The 16,828-nt window shown below is 70.7% G+C and carries 16 protein-coding genes and 1 pseudogene; 10 read left to right on the top strand and 7 right to left on the bottom strand.

The genetic code is table 11. The annotated features are described in order from the left end of the window. Positions 1-114: 114 nt before the first annotated feature. From BJ965_RS34405 to BJ965_RS34430, 6 genes are all read left to right on the top strand, one after another. On the top strand, positions 115-1,158 hold the full coding sequence (locus BJ965_RS34405; RefSeq protein ID WP_184914353.1) for an NUDIX hydrolase: 1,044 nt from the start codon (positions 115-117) through the stop codon (positions 1,156-1,158). A 297-nt stretch (positions 1,159-1,455) separates the two neighbouring features. Next, a complete protein-coding gene (locus tag BJ965_RS34410; RefSeq protein ID WP_184914355.1) occupies positions 1,456-2,487 on the top strand; it encodes an ABC transporter permease in 1,032 nt (343 codons plus the stop codon). A gap of 79 nt (positions 2,488-2,566) precedes the next feature. Further along, entirely contained in the window at positions 2,567-4,243 is a 1,677-nt protein-coding gene (locus BJ965_RS34415) for an ABC transporter substrate-binding protein (RefSeq protein WP_184914357.1), read from the top strand. A gap of 77 nt (positions 4,244-4,320) precedes the next feature. Next, on the top strand, positions 4,321-5,313 hold the full coding sequence (locus BJ965_RS34420; protein WP_184914359.1) for an ABC transporter permease: 993 nt from the start codon (positions 4,321-4,323) through the stop codon (positions 5,311-5,313). Between the two features lie 26 nt (positions 5,314-5,339). Next, the gene (locus tag BJ965_RS34425) at positions 5,340-6,440 is read left to right on the top strand and encodes an ABC transporter ATP-binding protein (protein ID WP_184914361.1); all 1,101 of its coding nucleotides are present in this window, start codon (positions 5,340-5,342) and stop codon (positions 6,438-6,440) included. A 26-nt stretch (positions 6,441-6,466) separates the two neighbouring features. Further along, positions 6,467-7,552, top strand: coding sequence for an ABC transporter ATP-binding protein (locus BJ965_RS34430; protein ID WP_184914363.1), 1,086 nt, complete (start codon positions 6,467-6,469; stop codon positions 7,550-7,552). A 77-nt stretch (positions 7,553-7,629) separates the two neighbouring features. Here the strand turns inward: BJ965_RS34430 and BJ965_RS34435 are convergent, their stop codons facing one another. The 4 genes and pseudogenes from BJ965_RS34435 to BJ965_RS34450 form a co-directional block, all read right to left on the bottom strand. Continuing rightward, positions 7,630-8,136: a DUF6624 domain-containing protein gene (locus tag BJ965_RS34435; protein ID WP_184914365.1), complete on the bottom strand. Its 507-nt coding sequence runs from the start codon at positions 8,134-8,136 to the stop codon at positions 7,630-7,632. Positions 8,137-8,259: 123 nt separating this feature from the next. Then, a pseudogene (locus BJ965_RS40535) lies at positions 8,260-8,541 on the bottom strand (IS5/IS1182 family transposase); the annotation flags it as partial. A 198-nt stretch (positions 8,542-8,739) separates the two neighbouring features. Next, positions 8,740-9,444, bottom strand: a complete 705-nt coding sequence (locus BJ965_RS34445) for an MBL fold metallo-hydrolase (RefSeq protein WP_184914367.1) — start codon at positions 9,442-9,444, stop codon at positions 8,740-8,742. Positions 9,445-9,505: 61 nt separating this feature from the next. Continuing rightward, entirely contained in the window at positions 9,506-10,861 is a 1,356-nt protein-coding gene (locus BJ965_RS34450; RefSeq protein ID WP_184914370.1) for a dipeptidase, read from the bottom strand. A gap of 190 nt (positions 10,862-11,051) precedes the next feature. Between BJ965_RS34450 and BJ965_RS34455 the strand changes: the two genes are divergently transcribed. Further along, on the top strand, positions 11,052-12,293 hold the full coding sequence (locus BJ965_RS34455; protein WP_184914372.1) for a geranylgeranyl reductase family protein: 1,242 nt from the start codon (positions 11,052-11,054) through the stop codon (positions 12,291-12,293). Here the strand turns inward: BJ965_RS34455 and BJ965_RS34460 are convergent. After that, positions 12,277-12,726, bottom strand: a complete 450-nt coding sequence (locus tag BJ965_RS34460; RefSeq protein WP_184914380.1) for a nitroreductase family deazaflavin-dependent oxidoreductase — start codon at positions 12,724-12,726, stop codon at positions 12,277-12,279. The two genes, BJ965_RS34455 and BJ965_RS34460, sit on opposite strands and share 17 nt — an antisense overlap. 170 nt (positions 12,727-12,896) lie before the next feature. Here BJ965_RS34460 and BJ965_RS34465 point away from each other — a divergent pair, with 170 nt between their 5' ends. From BJ965_RS34465 to BJ965_RS34475, 3 genes are all read left to right on the top strand, one after another. Next, on the top strand, positions 12,897-13,589 hold the full coding sequence (locus tag BJ965_RS34465; RefSeq protein ID WP_184914382.1) for a TetR/AcrR family transcriptional regulator: 693 nt from the start codon (positions 12,897-12,899) through the stop codon (positions 13,587-13,589). Between the two features lie 99 nt (positions 13,590-13,688). Beyond that, positions 13,689-14,930: a sensor histidine kinase gene (locus BJ965_RS34470; protein ID WP_184914384.1), complete on the top strand. Its 1,242-nt coding sequence runs from the start codon at positions 13,689-13,691 to the stop codon at positions 14,928-14,930. Next, the gene (locus tag BJ965_RS34475; RefSeq protein WP_184914386.1) at positions 14,927-15,592 is read left to right on the top strand and encodes a response regulator; all 666 of its coding nucleotides are present in this window, start codon (positions 14,927-14,929) and stop codon (positions 15,590-15,592) included. The genes BJ965_RS34470 and BJ965_RS34475 overlap by 4 nt, the downstream gene beginning before the upstream one ends. On the opposite strand, the gene BJ965_RS34480 is transcribed toward BJ965_RS34475, so the two are convergent. Together BJ965_RS34480 and BJ965_RS34485 are read right to left on the bottom strand one after the other, a co-directional pair. Next, on the bottom strand, positions 15,553-15,837 hold the full coding sequence (locus BJ965_RS34480; protein WP_184914388.1) for a DUF6332 family protein: 285 nt from the start codon (positions 15,835-15,837) through the stop codon (positions 15,553-15,555). The genes BJ965_RS34475 and BJ965_RS34480 overlap by 40 nt on opposite strands. An 8-nt stretch (positions 15,838-15,845) precedes the next feature. Continuing rightward, on the bottom strand, positions 15,846-16,784 hold the full coding sequence (locus BJ965_RS34485; protein WP_184914390.1) for an SAM-dependent methyltransferase: 939 nt from the start codon (positions 16,782-16,784) through the stop codon (positions 15,846-15,848). Positions 16,785-16,828 lie beyond the last annotated feature (44 nt).

Consider the following 16,828-nt stretch of genomic DNA (forward strand, 5'->3'; position numbering starts at 1 on the left):
TCGCTCCCGCGTGAGGGGGCGCCGGCGCCGTCGTCATGCGCCCTCAACTGCGGCTGGTTTCCGTGGCAGGGTGGAGCGGGCAAGCCTCAGGGGGCCAACAGAAGAGGGGGACCTGTGACCGTCGTCTGGATCAACGGCGCGTTCGGTGCGGGGAAGACCACCACCGCACGGGAACTGATCGAACTGATCCCGAACAGCACGCTCTTCGACCCGGAGGTCATCGGTGGCGCGCTCGCCCACCTGCTGCCACCGAAACGCCTCGCCGAGGCCGGCGACTTCCAGGACCTGCCGATCTGGCGACGGCTCGTGATCGACACGGCGGCCGCGATGCTCGCCGAGCTCGGCGGGACCCTCGTCGTGCCCATGACCCTGCTGCGCCAGGAGCACCGCGACGAGATCTTCGGCGGCCTGGCCGCGCGCAGGATCCCGGTCAGCCACATCCTGCTCGCTCCGGCCGAAACGATACTGCGGGAGCGCACAGCGGGCCGTGAGGTTCCGCGCGACCTTCCCGACGGCGACATGCGAATACGCCAGTGGTCCTTCGATCACATCGAGCCGTACCGGGCGGCTCTCGCCTCCTGGCTCACCGCCGACGCCCACCCCGTCGACACCAGCGACCTCACGCCGTACGAGACGGCTGTCCGGATCGCCGAGGCCGTCACCGGCGGTGCCGTGCCCGTCTGCGACATCGTGCAGACGCCCGAGCCCACCGCCGAGACGGTCGCCGCCGGAGTGCTCCTCTTCGACGAGCAGGACCGGGTGCTGCTCGTCGACCCCACGTACAAAGCCGGCTGGGAATTCCCGGGCGGCGTCGTCGAACCCGGCGAGGCGCCCGCGCGCGCCGGGATCCGCGAGGTCGCCGAGGAGACCGGCATCAGCCTCGACGAGGTACCGAGCCTGCTCGTCGTCGACTGGGAGCGCCCCGCACCCCCGGGGTTCGGCGGGCTGCGGCTCCTCTTCGACGGCGGCCTCCTGCACTCCGACGAGGCGGGCAGGCTGCTGCTGCCCGGACCGGAGCTGCGCGCCTGGCGGTTCGTCACCGAGGAGGAGGCCGCCGACCTGCTGCCTCCAGTGCGCTTCGAGCGGCTGCGCTGGGCCCTGCGGGCGCGCGAACGCGGAGCCGCGCTCTATCTCGAGGCCGGAGTGCCGGTCGGCTGACGCCGGGCCCGCTCTTTACCCGGGACGGGGATTTCCGAGGGAAAAGCAAAAGGAAACGACGCCCGGGTCACGGCCAATCACTGACCAAGGAATGTCCCTCGAACATTCACGCGACGGGTAATCGCGTTCCCCGCTCTCGTCAACACTTTTCCATGTCCGCAAACAATCCCTTTTCTCGCCCCTGCGCGGCTTGACCGGACTCGCACACCGTTGCGAAAGTCCGCAGAGTCTCACGGCGGAAGCAACGACCGCCACCCAATTTCCTTGCCCCAGGGGCAGATCCGGGATGTCCGTACGATGACCACGCAACACCAGCCGGTCGACTCCGGCGGCGGCACCGCGCTGCTGACCGAGCCGTCGACGCAGGACTCCAGACCCGGCGGCACGGTTGTCGCCGGCCGCTCACCGGCCCGGATGGCCTGGCGGCGGATCAGGAGGGACAAGGTCACCACGGCCGCCTTGATGGCCACCCTCCTGTTCATCGCGATCGCCCTCCTCGCGCCGGTCCTCACCGCGGTGACCGGCTGGGGACCGATCACCCCCGACAACAAGGCGATCAATCCGGACACGGGCAATTTCCCCTACGGATCGCTGGGCGGCATCAGCGCCACGCACCTGCTCGGCGTCGAACCGGGCACCGGATACGACCTCTTCGCCCGCATCGTCTACGGCCTGCGCACCTCCCTGTATGTGGGATTCGCCTCGGCCGTCCTGTCCACCGCGGTCGGAGTCGTGGCCGGACTCGCCGCCGGATATTTCGGCGGCTGGGTCGACTCCCTGCTGTCCCGGATCATGGATGTGATGCTGGCCTTCCCCCAGCTGCTGTTCATCATCGCGCTCACCCCGGTGATCCAGAACGCGCTCCAGACCAACACCCACGGCGGCACCGACGAGAACCTCCGGCTCCTCGTCCTGGTCCTCAACATCGCGGTCTTCGCCTGGGCGTACACCGCCCGGCTGGTGCGCGGGCAGGTACTCTCCCTGCGCGAGCGGGAGTTCGTCGACGCCGCGCGGCTGATGAGCGCCGGCCGCCGGCACATCCTCTTCCGGCAGCTGCTGCCCAACCTCTGGGCGCCGATCCTGATCTCCTTCGCGCTGGCCGTGCCGCAGAACATCACCACCGAGGCGGCGCTGTCCTACCTGGGCGTCGGTGTCATCCCGCCCAACCCCGACTGGGGAGCCGTGCTGTCGGACGCCTCCCAGTTCTTCCTCCAGGACCCGATGTACCTCTTCGTGCCCGGCGTCCTGCTCCTCCTCCTGGTCCTGGCGCTCAACCTGCTCGGGGACGGCGTCCGGGACGCCCTGGACCCCCGAGCCCGGCGCGGCTGACCGGCCACCCCCCCCGAGAACTCGGCCCGGCGGTCCCACGAACGGCCGCCGAGCCCGTAGCAAGAACGGAGTTTCCCCCATGACGCGCAGAACGCGCAGATCCCGTACGGTCGCTCTCGCGGCAACCGCCGTGGTGATCGCCCTCGGAGCCACCGCATGCGGAGGGTCCTCCGGCGACAGCGGCAGCGGCACACCCGGCAAGGGCGGCACCCTCACCGTCCTGAACAAGGCCGACTTCGACCACCTGGACCCCCAGCGCGTCTACACGACCGAGGGCCAGAGCATGGACCAGGAGATCCTCCGGACCCTGACGGGCTGGGACGAGAGCGGCTCGAAGCCGAAGCTGGTCGGTGACCTGGCCACCGACACCGGAACGCCGAGCAAGGGCGCCACCGTCTGGACCTTCCACCTGAGGCACGGCGTCAAGTACCAGGACGGCACCGAGGTCACCGCACAGGACGTCAAGTACGGCGTCGAGCGGGGCTTCTCCTCCGACATCAACGGCGGCCCGCCCTACGCGGCCCAGTGGCTCGTCGGCGGCTCCGACTACAAGGGCCCCTACCGGGGCAAGCAGCTCGACTCCATCCGGACGCCGGACAAGTACACGATCGTCTTCCACCTGAAGCAGCCGGTGGCCGACTTCAACGAGACCACCACGATGACCGGCTGGTCCGCCGTGCCCAAGGCCCACGACACCGGCTCGACCTACGACACCAAGATCTGGTCCGACGGCCCATACATGATCAAGTCGTACACCAAGAACAAGGAACTCGTCCTCACCAGGAACACGCACTGGTCCCAGGCGACCGACCCGATCCGGCAGCAGAACGTCGACGGGATCGACGTCAAGTTCGGCCAGGACGAGTCCGCCATCGACCAGCAGATCAAGGCAGACGCGGGCACCGCCCAGACCTCGGTCCAGCAGTGGCCCATCGCCGGCTCCGACCTGGCGCAGCTCGCCAACGACCCCTCCCTGAAGAGCCGTTACCACAAGATCCCCGCGCCCGGCATCAACTACCTCGCGATCAACACCACCCGGGTCAAGGACCTGCGCGTCCGCCAGGCGATCGAGTACGCCATCGACAAGACCACCGTGCGCGGTGCCTTCGGCGGCTCCGCCTACGGCGACTACGCCACCACGATGCTGAGCCCCGGCATCGGCGGCTACCAGAAGTTCAACCTGTACAGCGCCAATCCGGCGGGGAACCTCGCCAAGGCCGAGGAGCTGATGAAGCAGGCGGGCAACCCGAAGCCGACCATGTCGATCGCCGTGGAGAACACCCCGACCGAGGAGCACTTCGCCGACGCCGTGAAGACCTCGCTGGAGCACATCGGCATCCACGTCAACATCTCCCCGATCGACGCGTCGAACTACTTCAGCACCATCAACAACACGAAGAACCAGTACGACCTGACCTGGGGCGACTGGATCGCCGACTGGCCCAACGCCTCCACGGTGCTGCCCACCCTCTTCGACGGCCGGCTGATCAAGAAGAACCCGCAGTCGAACCAGGACCTCTCCTACCTGAACGACCCGAAGGTCAACGCCCTGATCGACAAGGCCGCCACGATGACCGACGTCGCACAGCGCAACGCGACCTACGGCCGGATGGACCGGCAGATCCTCAAGGACGCCGCCGTGGTTCCGCTGATGTACATGAACTTCAGCGACATGTCCGGCTCCAAGGTCGGCGGGGTCATCTCCGACACGATCCTGGCCGAGCCGAGCCTGGTCCACGTCTACATCAAGCACTGACGGACCGTCTCCACCGCACCCCGCCGGCGGCCCCGGCCGCCGGCGGGCATCCCACTCACGTCAGGTCCCGGCACCCCATGTTTCGTTACCTCATCAGACGCCTGCTGGCAGCGGCCGTGATCATGCTGGTGATCACCACGATCACCTTCTTCATCTTCTTCGCGCTGCCGTCCGACCCCGCACTCCTGGCCTGCGGAAAGACCTGCTCGCCCTCACGCCTCGCGGAGATCAAGCACTCGCTGGGCCTGGACCGGAGCTACCTCACGCAGTACTGGGAGTTCCTCAAGGGGCTGTTCGCCGGCCGTGACTTCGGGGACCAGAGCGTCCGCATCCACTGCGGCGCGCCCTGCCTCGGCGTCTCCTTCCAGACCGACACCCCCGTCCTGACCACTCTCCTTTCGGACTTCCCGGCGGACCTCTCCCTCGGCCTCGGTGCCGCGGTGGCCTTCCTGGTCCTGGGCGTCGGCCTCGGCACCGCCGCCGCGGTACGCCGGGGCAGGGCCGCCGACAAGGCCGCGGTGGGAATCGCCCTGTTCGGCGTGTCGGTGCAGATCTACTTCATCGGTCTGCTCCTGCTCTACCTCTTCGTCGACAAGTTCCAGATCCTGCCGACCTCCGGCTACACGCCGATCACCGAGGACCCGGCCGGCTGGTTCCAGGGGCTGATCCTGCCGTGGACCACCCTGGTCATCGTCTACCTCGCGATGTACACCCGGCTCACCCGCTCCTCCATGCTGGAGGTCCTCGCCGAGGACTACATGCGCACCGCCCGCGCCAAGGGCCTGCCGGCCGCCACCGTCGTCCTCAAGCACGGACTGCGGGCCGCCATCACCCCGATCATCACCATCTTCGGCATGGACGTCGGCTCCCTGATCGGCGGCTCCGCGGTCATCACCGAGTCGGTGTTCGGCATCAACGGCATCGGCAAACTCGCGGTCGACTCCGTCCAGAACTCCGACCTGCCGGTCATCCTCGGCACCACGCTCTTCGCCGCGACGTTCGTCGTCATCGCCAACGTCGTCGTCGACCTGGTGTACGGCCTCGTCGACCCGCGCGTGCGCCTGGCCTGACCCCCTCTTCGTCCTTAGGAACACCCGTGTCCGTATCGACCTCACCGCAGCCCGCGGCCCTCGCATCCACGCCCGCACCCTTTCTCGACGTACGCGACCTGAAGGTGCACTTCCCGACCGAGGACGGCCTCGTCAAGTCGGTCGACGGCGTCTCCTTCACGCTGGAGAAGGGCAGGACCCTCGGCATTGTCGGCGAGTCAGGCTCCGGCAAGTCGGTGACCTCGCTGGCCCTGCTCGGACTGCACAAAGGCACCCGCGCCCAGGTGTCCGGCGAGATCTGGCTGGAGGGCCGGGAACTCGTCGCCCTGCCCGAGGCCGGGATGCGCGCCCTGCGCGGCCGCACGGTCTCCATGATCTTCCAGGACCCGCTCTCCGCGCTGCACCCCTTCTTCACCGTCGGCTCCCAGATCGCCGAGGCCTACCGGGTGCACCACAAGGTCTCCAAGAAGGAGGCCAGGGACCGCGCGGTGGAGATGCTGAAGCGGGTCGGCATCCCGCAGCCCGAGCGCCGGGTCAGGGACTACCCGCACCAGTTCTCCGGCGGCATGCGCCAGCGCGCCATGATCGCCATGTCCCTGGTGTGCGACCCGGAGCTGCTCATCGCCGACGAGCCCACCACCGCCCTGGACGTCACCGTCCAGGCGCAGATCCTCGACCTGATCCGCGATCTCCAGGAGGAGTTCGGCTCCGCCGTCGTCATCATCACGCACGACCTCGGCGTGGTGTCCGACGTCGCCGACGACATCCTGGTGATGTACGGCGGCCGCCGCATCGAGTACGGCGCCACCCGCGATGTGCTCAAGACGCCTCAGCACCCCTACACCTGGGGCCTGTTGCAGTCGATGCCACACCTCAGCGGTGACGTGGGCGAGCGGCTCGACCCGATCCCCGGCACCCCGCCGAGCCTGATCAACCTGCCGGACGGCTGCTCCTTCCACCCCCGCTGCGCCTACAAGGGCTGGGCCCCCCTGGGCCGTTGCACGGCAGAGCGGCCCGAGCTGCGCCTCGTCTCCGGCAGCGCACGGCACCTCGCCGCGTGCCATCTCAGCGACGACGTCAAGCAGGAGATCCGCGCCGGAGCCGGTCCGGTGGACCGGGGCACCGCGGCCGCACGGGCCGCACAGTGACGGCGGCGGACGAAAGGGACAATGCCGTGAGCACCACCGAGCCCCTCACCGGGCAGAGCACCGACCGCCCCACCGACGAGAACCTCCTGGAGGTGCGCGGTCTGCAGAAGCACTTCCCCGTCCGGCAGGGCATCCTCTTCCAGCGGCAGATCGGCGCCGTTCGGGCCGTCGACGGCATCGACTTCTCGGTCGGGCCCGCCGAGTCACTGGGCCTGGTCGGCGAGTCCGGCTGCGGCAAGTCGACCACCGGCCGCCTGATCACCCGGCTGCTCGAACCCACCGGCGGCTCCGTCGTCTTCGACGGCGAGGACATCACGCACCAGCCGCCCGGGCGGATGCGGCAGGCCCGCCGCAACCTCCAGATGATCTTCCAGGACCCGTACTCCTCGCTGAACCCCCGGCACACCGTCGGCACCATCATCGAGACGCCGATGCGGCTCAACGGCATCAACCCGCCGCAAGGCCACAAAAAGCGCGCCCAGGAACTCCTGGAGACGGTCGGGCTCAACCCCGAGCACTACAACCGCTACCCGAACGAGTTCTCCGGCGGTCAGCGCCAGCGCATCGGCATCGCCCGCGCCCTCGCCCTGCGGCCCAAGCTGATCGTGGCCGACGAGCCCGTCTCCGCGCTGGACGTCTCCATCCAGGCGCAGGTCGTCAACCTGCTCCAGGACCTCCAGCGGGAGTTCGGCATCGCCTTCCTCTTCATCGCCCACGACCTCGCCGTCGTACGGCACTTCTCCGAACGGGTCGCCGTGATGTACCTCGGCAAGATCGTCGAGGTCGCCGAGCGGGAGTCGCTGTACACCGGGCCACGGCACCCCTACACGCACGCGCTGCTGTCCGCCGTGCCCGAGGCCGACCCGGACGCCGTCGACCGGCGCGAACGCATCCGGCTCGCCGGGGACGTGCCCTCCCCGATCGACCCGCCCTCCGGCTGCCGCTTCCGCACCCGCTGCTGGAAGGCGCAGGACACGTGCGCCCTGGAGGAGCCGCGACTGGTGCGCGTCGAGGGCAGCCCCCCGGGCCATCTGACCGCCTGCCACTTCCCCGAGGAACCGTCGGTCACCGCACGCGAGGAGGACATCGTCCTGGACCCGGCCCTCGACTAGGGTCTCTCCGGCGGATCACTACCCACGGCAGGTGAACCCGGGGCAGGGATCCGCCGGAGGCGGATGGGAACGGGGCGTCAGGCCATCGCGAACTTGGCAACGTACTCGTCAAAGGGCTCGATGCCGACTTCTGCACGGAGTTCGTCCATGCGCTCGGGCTCCTCACAAGGCCAGGGAACCGGTGCCCCGTCCTTCACGCCGGCGATCTGAGTGCCGTAGATCTGCCTGCGCCCCTCATTGACCAGCGTGCGGTCGCGTAGGAAGGCCAGTTCGCGTGAGCTGGCCGAGCCTGCCGACACCGCTTGCTGCATCAGCTGGAGGGCGCGTCGCTGAACGTCGAGCTGCCGGTCAGCGTGCTGGGCGATCAGCCACGCTGCGCGTGCGGCCTCCTCGCCGACCAGTTCCTTCGTCGGCCAGCCATATTCATCCATGATCTCGCTGAGCCGGTCACCGTGCTGTGCGGTCAGCCGCCGCCAGGCCAGCTGCTCGGCGGGGTCGTCGCTGTTCGCGCGGACTGCGGACTGGTGATCGGCCGCGGCCATGTCCGTGAGTTCCACGGCCAGCGCGGCAACGTCGTGCGCCACTCTCAACTCCCAGGTCAGATCAGCGTGTTGTGCTCGTTGCCCGCAAGCCTAGAGGCGCAAATCAGGCGTAAAGATCATTCCGGAGAACGGTGACAGGCACCCCCGCGCACCGGGATAATGGATCTATCCCCGGAGCCAGAGTCGGATCGCTGCAACGGTCACGGTGCCTTGAAAGACGTAGGCACGCTTGTCGAGTCTCGTGGCCACGGCGCGGGAGTTCTTGAGGGCGTTGAGCGTCCGCTCGACTTCGTTCCTACGCTTGTAGATCGTCTTGTCGAAACCGGCGGGCCGTCGGCCCCTGCTGCCGCGACGCTGGCGGTTGGCCCGCTGGTTCTTCGGCTCGGGGATGGTGTGCTTGATCTGCCGTCTGCGCAGGTAGCGGCGGTTGCAGCGGGAGGAGTACGCCTACGGGATCCCGTTGATGATCCTGCGGTGACCGACCCAACGCCCGCCACACTGACTGGACTTGGGCAGATGCGGCCACAGCCGCGCCCATTCCTCGTTTGTGAGATCTCTCCGCCCCATGAACATGCCGACGGACCGAAGCGCGAGAAGTCACATGATCCGCCGGACAGACCCTAGGCCGTCGAACGCGGAGGTGGGTCACCATCCGTGCGCGGCGTTGCGCAGCACACGGCCCGCCTGACTCGTCACCGGATCTCCGTGACCGAAGCAGGCCACGTCCGCGTCCAGTTGGGCCAGGCGCCGGCAGTCCGCGAGGACCTGGGGGCGATCGAGGTTGAACACCCCCGGCATCACCGTGCCGTCGACGGGTGACGCGGCGACCGTGTCACCCGTGAACAGCACCCCGTGTTCCGGGAGATGGAGCGCGATGCTGCCGTGCGTGTGTCCCGGGACGTGCACGACCCGCGCCCCGCCACCGACGTCCAGCACGTCGCCGCCGGACACCTCGGTGACCAGCGGCGGCCGGGTGAAGTCCCCCTCGGGCAGGAGCTTCGCGGCCTGCTCGTGCAGCGGCCGCTCCCAGTCCTCGAACAACGGCGGCGGCCCCGGGGCGTCCCCGCGCACGAAGGGCGCGTCGAACCGGTGGACCAGCACCTCGGCGCCGCTCAGCGCGGCGAACTCGCCCGCCCCGCCCGCGTGGTCCTCGTGGAAGTGGGTGAGCACGATCCGCCGTACGTCCCGGGGATGCCGGCCGAGACCGGCCACCGCATCGGTGATCGGGGCACCGGAACCGGCCGGCCCGGCGTCGACCAGGGTGAGTTCACCGCCGTCGCGCCAGAGGTAGGCCTGGCCGACCGGGAAGCGCAGCAGGTGCAGGCGCGGGGACAGTTCGACGACGTCCATGGGACGACCGTAGGGAAGGCCCCCGTCCGAGGACGAGGGCCTTCTGCTGCGGGCAGAGCGGTCAGCTCGCCGCGTAGGTGCGCAGGAACAGCGCCTCCGCCACCGACAGCCGCTCCAGCTCCTCGGGGGACACGCTCTCGTTCACCGCGTGGATCTGGGCCTCCGGCTCACTCAGCCCGATGAGCAGGATCTCCGCACGCGGATAGAGCGCGGCCAGCGTGTTGCACAGCGGGATCGAACCGCCCTGCCCCGCGTACTGCATCTCCTGCCCCGGGTAGGCGACCGCCATCGCGGACGCCATGGCCTGGTACGCGGGGCTGGTGGTGTCGGCGCGGAACGGCTGGCCCTCGCCGATCTGCTCGGTGCTCACGCGGGCACCCCACGGCGTGTGCGCCTCCAGGTGCGCCTGGAGCAGCTTGGTCGCCGCGCCCGCGTCCACGCCCGGCGGCACCCGCAGGTTGATCAGCGCACGGGCGCTCGCCTGCACGGACGGGGTGGCACCGACCACCGGCGGGCAGTCGATGCCGATGACCGTGACGGCCGGCCGCGCCCAGATGCGGTCGGCGACCGTCCCGGACCCGATCAGCTCGACGCCGTCCAGCACCTTGGCGTCCCGGCGGAACTCCTCCTCCTCGTACTGGAGCCCTTCCCAGCCCGCGTCGCCGGAGAGCCCCTCGACGGTCGTCGAGCCGTCCTCGGCGCGCAGCGAGTCCAGCACGCGGATCAGCGCGGCCAGCGCGTCGGGAGCGGCACCGCCGAACTGGCCCGAGTGGAGGTTGCCCGCGAGGGTGTCGACCTGGACGCGCACCATGGTCATGCCGCGCAGGGTGGAGGTGACGGTCGGCAGGCCGACCCGGAAGTTGCCCGCGTCGCCGATCACGATCGTGTCCGCCGCCAGCAGCTCCGGGTGCTCCTCGGCGTAGCGCTCCAGACCGCCCGTGCCCATCTCCTCGGAGCCCTCGGCGATCACCTTCACATGGACGGGTACGCCGCCGTTCGCCTTCAGCGCGCGCAGCGCCAGCAGATGCATGATCAGGCCGCCCTTGCAGTCGGCGGCCCCGCGCCCGTACCAGCGGCCGTCCCGCTCGGTCAGCTCGAACGGCGGGGTCGTCCAGGCGGCCTCGTCCAGCGGCGGCTGCACGTCGTAGTGGGCGTAGAGCAGGACGGTCTTCGCGCCATCGGGGCCGGGCAGGAAGCCGTAGACCGACTGTGTGCCGTCGGGGGTGTCGAGCAGGGCCACGTCCTGGAAGCCCTCGGCGGCGAGCGCGTCCGCGACCCAGCGGGCGGCGCCCTCGCTCTCGCTCCGGGGGAACTGGTCGAAGTCCGCCACCGACTGGAAGGCCACCAGTTCGGCGAGCTCCTCCTTCGCCCTGGGCATCAGCGAGGCGACGGTCTCGGCGACCGGATTCGACGACATGGGCACGCTCCTCGTGGGTGCGACGTTGTACGGATGCGTACCTCTCGGTACGCGGTGATCGTGTGGTGCGGGCGCGGCCCCGTGTAAGGGCCACCCACGCTGCCGATCCTCCCACAGCGGCCTGCGGCGACCGCCGCCGTAGGATGCGGGAGACAGCGGCAGGCGGCTTGATCGGGAGCAGTAGACCATCGTGAGCAGCGAGAACTCTTCGGCGGACGACGCGCGGCAGGTGTGGGACGTCGTCGTGGTGGGCGCGGGACCCGCGGGCGCTTCGGCCGCGTACGCGGCGGCAGTGGCCGGCAGACGCGTGCTGTTGCTGGAGAAGGCCGAGCTGCCGCGGTACAAGACGTGCGGCGGCGGCATCATCGGTCCCTCACGCGACGCCCTGCCGCCCGGCTTCGAGCTGCCGTTCAGGGACCGGGTGTACGCGGTGACCTTCTCGAACAACGGCCGCTTCACGCGCACGCGCCGCTCCAGGCAGATGCTCTTCGGGCTGATCAACCGGCCCGAGTTCGACCAGCAGCTCGTCGAGCACGCGCAGAAGGCGGGCGCCGAGCTGCGCACGGGGGTTACGGTGCAGCGGGTCGAACAGCACGGCTCGACGGTGCCGGACCGGCGTACGGTCGCCGTGGTCCTGCAGGGCGGCGAGGTCGTGCTCGCCCGGGCCGTCGTCGGCGCGGACGGCAGCGCCAGCCGCATAGGGGCGCACGTCGGGGTCAAGCTCGCCCAGGTGGACCTCGGCCTGGAGGCGGAGATCCCGGTGCCGGAGACCGTCGCCGAGGACTGGAAGGGGCGGGTGCTCATCGACTGGGGCCCCATGCCCGGCAGTTACGGCTGGGTCTTCCCCAAGGGCGACACCCTGACGGTCGGGGTGATCTCGGCCCGTGGCGAAGGCGCCGCCACCAAGCGGTACTTGGAGGAGTTCATCGGCCGGCTGGGCCTCGCCGGCTTCGAACCGAGCATCTCCTCGGGGCACTTGACCCGCTGCCGCGCCGACGACTCGCCGCTCTCCCGCGGGCGGGTGCTGGTGTGCGGTGACGCGGCGGGGCTCCTGGAGCCGTGGACCCGCGAGGGCATCTCCTTCGCTCTGCGGTCCGGCCGGCTGGCGGGGGAGTGGGCGGTGCGGATCGCCGAGGCGCACGACGCGGTGGACACGCGCCGGCAGGCTCTCAACTACGCGTTCGCGGTCAAGGCCGGGCTCGGGGTGGAGATGAGCGTCGGCAAGCGGCTGCTCACGGCGTTCGAGCGCCGTCCCGGCCTGTTCCACGCGGCGCTGACGGGCCTTCGCCCCGCGTGGAGGGCGTTCAAGGAGATCACACAGGGTTCGACGTCGCTGGGCGAGATCGTTCGCACGTATCCGATCGCCCAGCGTGCCCTGGCCGCGATGGACCGCCGTCCCGCCGCGGGTGCGGAGGTCAGCTCGTCCGAGTGATCTCGAAGACGGGGTGGTCCGGGGCGATGCGGCGCAGCTGGTCGTCCGGGGAGTCGGGGCCGACCCCGTTGAAGAAGACCCCGACCTCCGCCTTCCAGCGCTTGAGGTAGGCGCGCAGGATCGGGGTCTTGTCGTCGTCGCCGACCTCGGCCGCGGTGAAGGTGTCCACGTGCTTGCCGAGGTGCAGTTCGCCGCCGCCCGCGGCGCGCATGTTGTGCGTCCACTGCACATGGCCGCGGGGCGCGACCAGGTACTGCCTGCCGTCCAGGGTCAGCAGGTTGACCGGGGTGGTGCGCCACTGGCCGCTCTTGCGGCCGCGGACGGCGAGGACGCGGGAGCCCCAGACGCTGACGCCGCGGCGGGTCAGCCAGGCCACGAGGCGGTTGAAGACGTTGACGGTGAACCAGCCGGGCTTCTGGACGTGCGTGGACATGGGGTCCCCTCGGGTGGCGGCGAAGCGGTGTTCTCTTCTGTGAGCACCGCTCTCGCTCTCTGGTGTCAGTCTGCATGAGGCCGGCACGGAAGAGCAAGAGCACCGCTCTCGTTTTTGTCTGCCGCTCTCGCTTGTGTGCACTGCTCCGCTTTCGTGGGAGACTCCCCGGCATGAGCACCGCACAGGGCGCCCGCGCCCGGGCCAGGATCGAGATCACCGCGGCCATCAAGGACGAGGCCCGCAGACAGCTCGCGGCGGAGGGCGCCGCCCGGCTCTCGCTGCGGGCCGTGGCCCGAGAGCTGGGCATGGTCTCCTCCGCGTTGTACCGCTACTTCCCCAGCCGTGACGACCTGCTGACCGCTCTCATCATCGACGCCTACGACTCCCTGGGGGAGAGCGCCGAGGCGGCCCACGAGGCGGCGGCCGGCCCCTTCGAGCGCTGGCTCACGGTCTGCGAGGCGGTGCGTAGCTGGGCGCTGGACCATCCGCACGAGTACGCGCTGATCTACGGCACGCCCGTCCCCGGCTACACGGCCCCGGACGCCACCGTCCCGGCCGCCGCCCGTGTCGGGCTGCTGCTCATCGGCATCGCCCGCGACGCCCACCAGGATCCGGAGCTCGCCCGGCCCCCGCTGGCGGACGAGCTCCGCCCCGAGGCCGAACGCATGGCCGCCGACCTCGCCCCCGACCTCCCCCCGGCGGTCGTGACGGCACTCGTCGCGGCCTGGGCCCAGCTGTACGGGCTGGTCGGCTTCGAGCTGTTCGGCCAGTTCAACCGGGTGGTGGAGGACCGGGAGACGTTCTTCCGGCACGCGGTGGGGCAACTCGCCCGGGGGGTCGGGCTGGTTCCCACCTCCCGGTAGGCCACCGGCCCGGTGATCACGCGTACTTCCCCGGGAGTACGCGTGATCACCACGCCGGGGTGACGCGGCCGCGGGAGCGTGGCGTCTAGCGTGGCCGGTATGGACGAGCAGCGTGCGCGGGGTGGTTCGCCGCAGTGGTGGCGGCACGGGCCCGCGTGGTGGGACCGGTGGGAGGGGCGGGAGCCGCGATGGCCCTGGCGGTCCACGGTCCTCGTGACCGCGTTCGTGCTGGCCGGGACGAACTTCGCCGCCCACGGGCAGGGCGAGCGGGCGGAGCTGGATCTCTTCGCGCGGGCGCTGCTGCTCGTGGCCGGAGGGCTGCTGCTGTGGCGGAAGCGGTATCCGGTGGCCGTGGTGTTCGGCACGGCGGCCGCCGTGATGGTCTATCTCGGCGCCGGGTATCCCTACGGCCCGGTGCTCTTCACCGTCGCCCTGGCCTGCTTCAGCGCGATCGTCGCCGGGCACCGCAGGGCGGCGTGGGCCGCGATGGGCATGCTCTGGGCCGGGCACGTCCTGGTGGCGCACTGGCTCTTCCGGTGGCTGCCGCCCTCCGGTGACTCCGCCGCCTCCTGGGGCGAGGAGATCGTGGTCGCGACCTGGGTGGTGGCGATCGCGGCGGTGGCGGAGCTGTTCCGTGCCCGGCGCGAACAGTGGGCCCGGGAACGGACCGAACGGGCCGAGGCCGCACGGCGGCGGGCGGACGAGGAGCGGCTGCGGATCGCGCGGGAGCTGCACGACGTCCTCGCCCACAGCATCTCCGTCATCAACGTGCAGGCCGGGGTCGGCCTCGCGCTCCTGGACACCGACCCCGAGCAGGCCCGCACGGCCCTCACCACGATCAAGGACCAGAGCAAGGAGGCACTCGGCGAGGTGCGCCAGGTGCTCGACACCCTGCGCACCCCCGGCGACGCGCCGCGCGCCCCCGCGCCGGGGCTCGACCGGCTGCCCGAACTGGTGGAGCAGGCCGCGAGCGCGGGCCTCACGGTGGACGTCGAGGGGGAGCCGCCGAGCCTCGCCCCCGGCACCGACCTCGCCGCCTTCCGGATCGTCCAGGAGGCACTGACCAACGTCGTCCGGCACTCGGGTTCGCGGCACGCGCGGGTGCGCCTGGCGCGCGAGGCGGGCGCGCTGCGGCTGCGCGTGGACGACGACGGGCCCGCGACCTGGGACGACGCGGGCGGCAGTGGCAACGGACTCGCCGGGATGCGGGAGCGGGCCGCGGCCCTGGATGGCACCATCGAGGCGGGCCCCCGCGCGGACGGAGGGTTCCGGGTGCTCGCCGTCCTGCCGCTGACGGCATCCGCCGGGGCGTCTCCCGGACCGACGCAGGAGGACCGTTGATCCGCGTACTGCTGGCCGACGACCAGTCACTGGTCAGGGCGGGGTTCCGGGCGCTGCTCGACGCACAGCCCGACATCGAGGTGGCAGGGGAGGCCGCCGACGGCGAGGAGGCCGTGCGGCGGATCCGCGAACTGCGCCCGGACGTCGTCCTGATGGACATCCGCATGCCCGCCCTCGACGGCCTGGCCGCGACCCGGCAGGTCACCGGCGACCCCGGTCTGGAGGACGTCAGGGTCGTCATGCTCACCACCTTCGAGCTCGACGAGTACGTCTTCGAGGCGATCCGCTCCGGCGCCTCCGGTTTCCTGGTCAAGGACACCGAGCCGGAGGAACTCCTGCGCGCCGTCCGGGCGGTGGTCGCGGGCGACGCCCTGCTGTCGCCGGGCGTGACGCGGCGGCTGATCTCCGAGTTCGCGTCCCGCTCCAAGGAACCGGCGGCGGCCGGCGCCCTGGCCCGGCTCACCGAGCGGGAGCGGGAGGTGATGGCGCTGGTCGGGATCGGCCTGTCCAACGAGGAGATCGCCCGCCGCCTGGTCGTCAGCCCGCTCACCGCGAAGACCCACGTCAGTCGCACGATGGTGAAGCTCGGCGCCCGTGACCGGGCCCAACTGGTCGTGCTCGCCTACGAGTCGGGGTTGGTGCGGCCGGGCTGGCTGGGCTGATCCGCCGTCCGGAACCAGACGAGGACACTGACGACCCGCGCGACGAAGAGGACCGGAGCGAGCACCGCACCGGCGCGCAGCAGCAGGCGCTCGGCCGTGTCCGGCAGGTCGAAGAGCAGCGCGGGCCCGGCCACGGCCCCGAACACCACCGCCGCGGCGAAGGCGGCACTGCACAGCGCGTACCCGATCTCGACGGTGATCGCGTCCCGTTCGGCCTGACTGCGCCGTCCCCCGTGACTGGTCATACGGCGAGTCAAACAGGAGGGCGCCCGGCGGGCAAGCGTCCCATCGCGCGTCCTCGGGAGGCGGGTTTGTCGAGGACGTACGCCGTGTAGCGAGTGCCGCGCCCGATGGCCCGGTGAGCTCGGACGACGGTGATGACCTCGTCCCAGTCCTGTGCGTCGAGTGTTCTGAGGCCGGGCCACCGCACGCACAGGGCCTGTCGGCCGGCCCGGGTGGACGCGGCGGCGGCGAACAGGGCACAGAGTTGGGCTGCCCTGTGGAGTACGGGGGTGGTCCAGTCGAGGATCCGGCGCGTGGTGAAGCCGGCGGCGGAAGCCATCAGCGGGTACCGCCCGTACGGTTCGATGTCGTCGAAGCGCCAGGTCCCGCGTACGAGGCCGTTCGGGTCGAGGGACCCGATCGGCTGATCCTCACGGGAAGTGACATCCACGAGGACGAGGCGGCCTCCCGGGCGGAGCAGCCGGAAGCTTTCGCTCAGGAATGACCTGCGGCCCTCGTGGCCGAAGTGGAAGGCGGCCTCCAGGCAGTGCACTCGGTCGAAGGAACCCTCCGTCAGCGGGATCTCCGCGGCCCGCTGCGGCAGAGCCGTGGCATCGGCGACGGCGAAGCGCGCGCTGTCGCCGAAGCGGCGACGTGCCTGGTCGATCTGCGCGGGCTGGATGTCCACCCCCAGCGCCCGGCATCCCGCGGCGCCCAACCGCGCCGTGGTGTCACCGCGACCGCATCCGGCATCCAGGACGAGCTGTCCGGGCCGGGCCTCCAGCAACGCCAGCGACCGGCGAGCCAGTCGGCGCTGAAAGGGCACCGGCCCGGTCAGGACCACGAGCGGCAGGGTGGGCAGCGTGAAGTAGCCGATGTCGACCAGGCTGTCCCAGCCGAGGTGGCGCAGCACCCGGAAGAGCACACTGTCGTCGTTGTACGCACTCGTGAGGTCCCCGCTGTCACCCATCCCGCGTCCTCCGTTCCGTGGGCACCCACACCGGGCTCACTGTC

Origin of the sequence: Streptomyces luteogriseus (genome assembly GCF_014205055.1) — a bacterium.
GTDB lineage: Bacteria > Actinomycetota > Actinomycetes > Streptomycetales > Streptomycetaceae > Streptomyces > Streptomyces luteogriseus.

Bases quoted from the DNA above. Each gene is read 5' to 3' on its own strand.
- BJ965_RS34410 (WP_184914355.1), top strand. From the start codon at position 1,456: ATGACCACGCAACACCAGCCGGTCGACTCCGGCGGCGGCACCGCGCTG.
- BJ965_RS34415 (WP_184914357.1), top strand. From the start codon at position 2,567: ATGACGCGCAGAACGCGCAGATCCCGTACGGTCGCTCTCGCGGCAACC.
- BJ965_RS34420 (WP_184914359.1), top strand. From the start codon at position 4,321: ATGTTTCGTTACCTCATCAGACGCCTGCTGGCAGCGGCCGTGATCATG.
- BJ965_RS34445 (WP_184914367.1), bottom strand. From the start codon at position 9,444: ATGGACGTCGTCGAACTGTCCCCGCGCCTGCACCTGCTGCGCTTCCCG.
- BJ965_RS34450 (WP_184914370.1), bottom strand. From the start codon at position 10,861: ATGTCGTCGAATCCGGTCGCCGAGACCGTCGCCTCGCTGATGCCCAGG.
- BJ965_RS34460 (WP_184914380.1), bottom strand. From the start codon at position 12,726: ATGTCCACGCACGTCCAGAAGCCCGGCTGGTTCACCGTCAACGTCTTC.
- BJ965_RS34465 (WP_184914382.1), top strand. From the start codon at position 12,897: ATGAGCACCGCACAGGGCGCCCGCGCCCGGGCCAGGATCGAGATCACC.
- BJ965_RS34470 (WP_184914384.1), top strand. From the start codon at position 13,689: ATGGACGAGCAGCGTGCGCGGGGTGGTTCGCCGCAGTGGTGGCGGCAC.
- BJ965_RS34480 (WP_184914388.1), bottom strand. From the start codon at position 15,837: ATGACCAGTCACGGGGGACGGCGCAGTCAGGCCGAACGGGACGCGATC.
- BJ965_RS34485 (WP_184914390.1), bottom strand. From the start codon at position 16,784: ATGGGTGACAGCGGGGACCTCACGAGTGCGTACAACGACGACAGTGTG.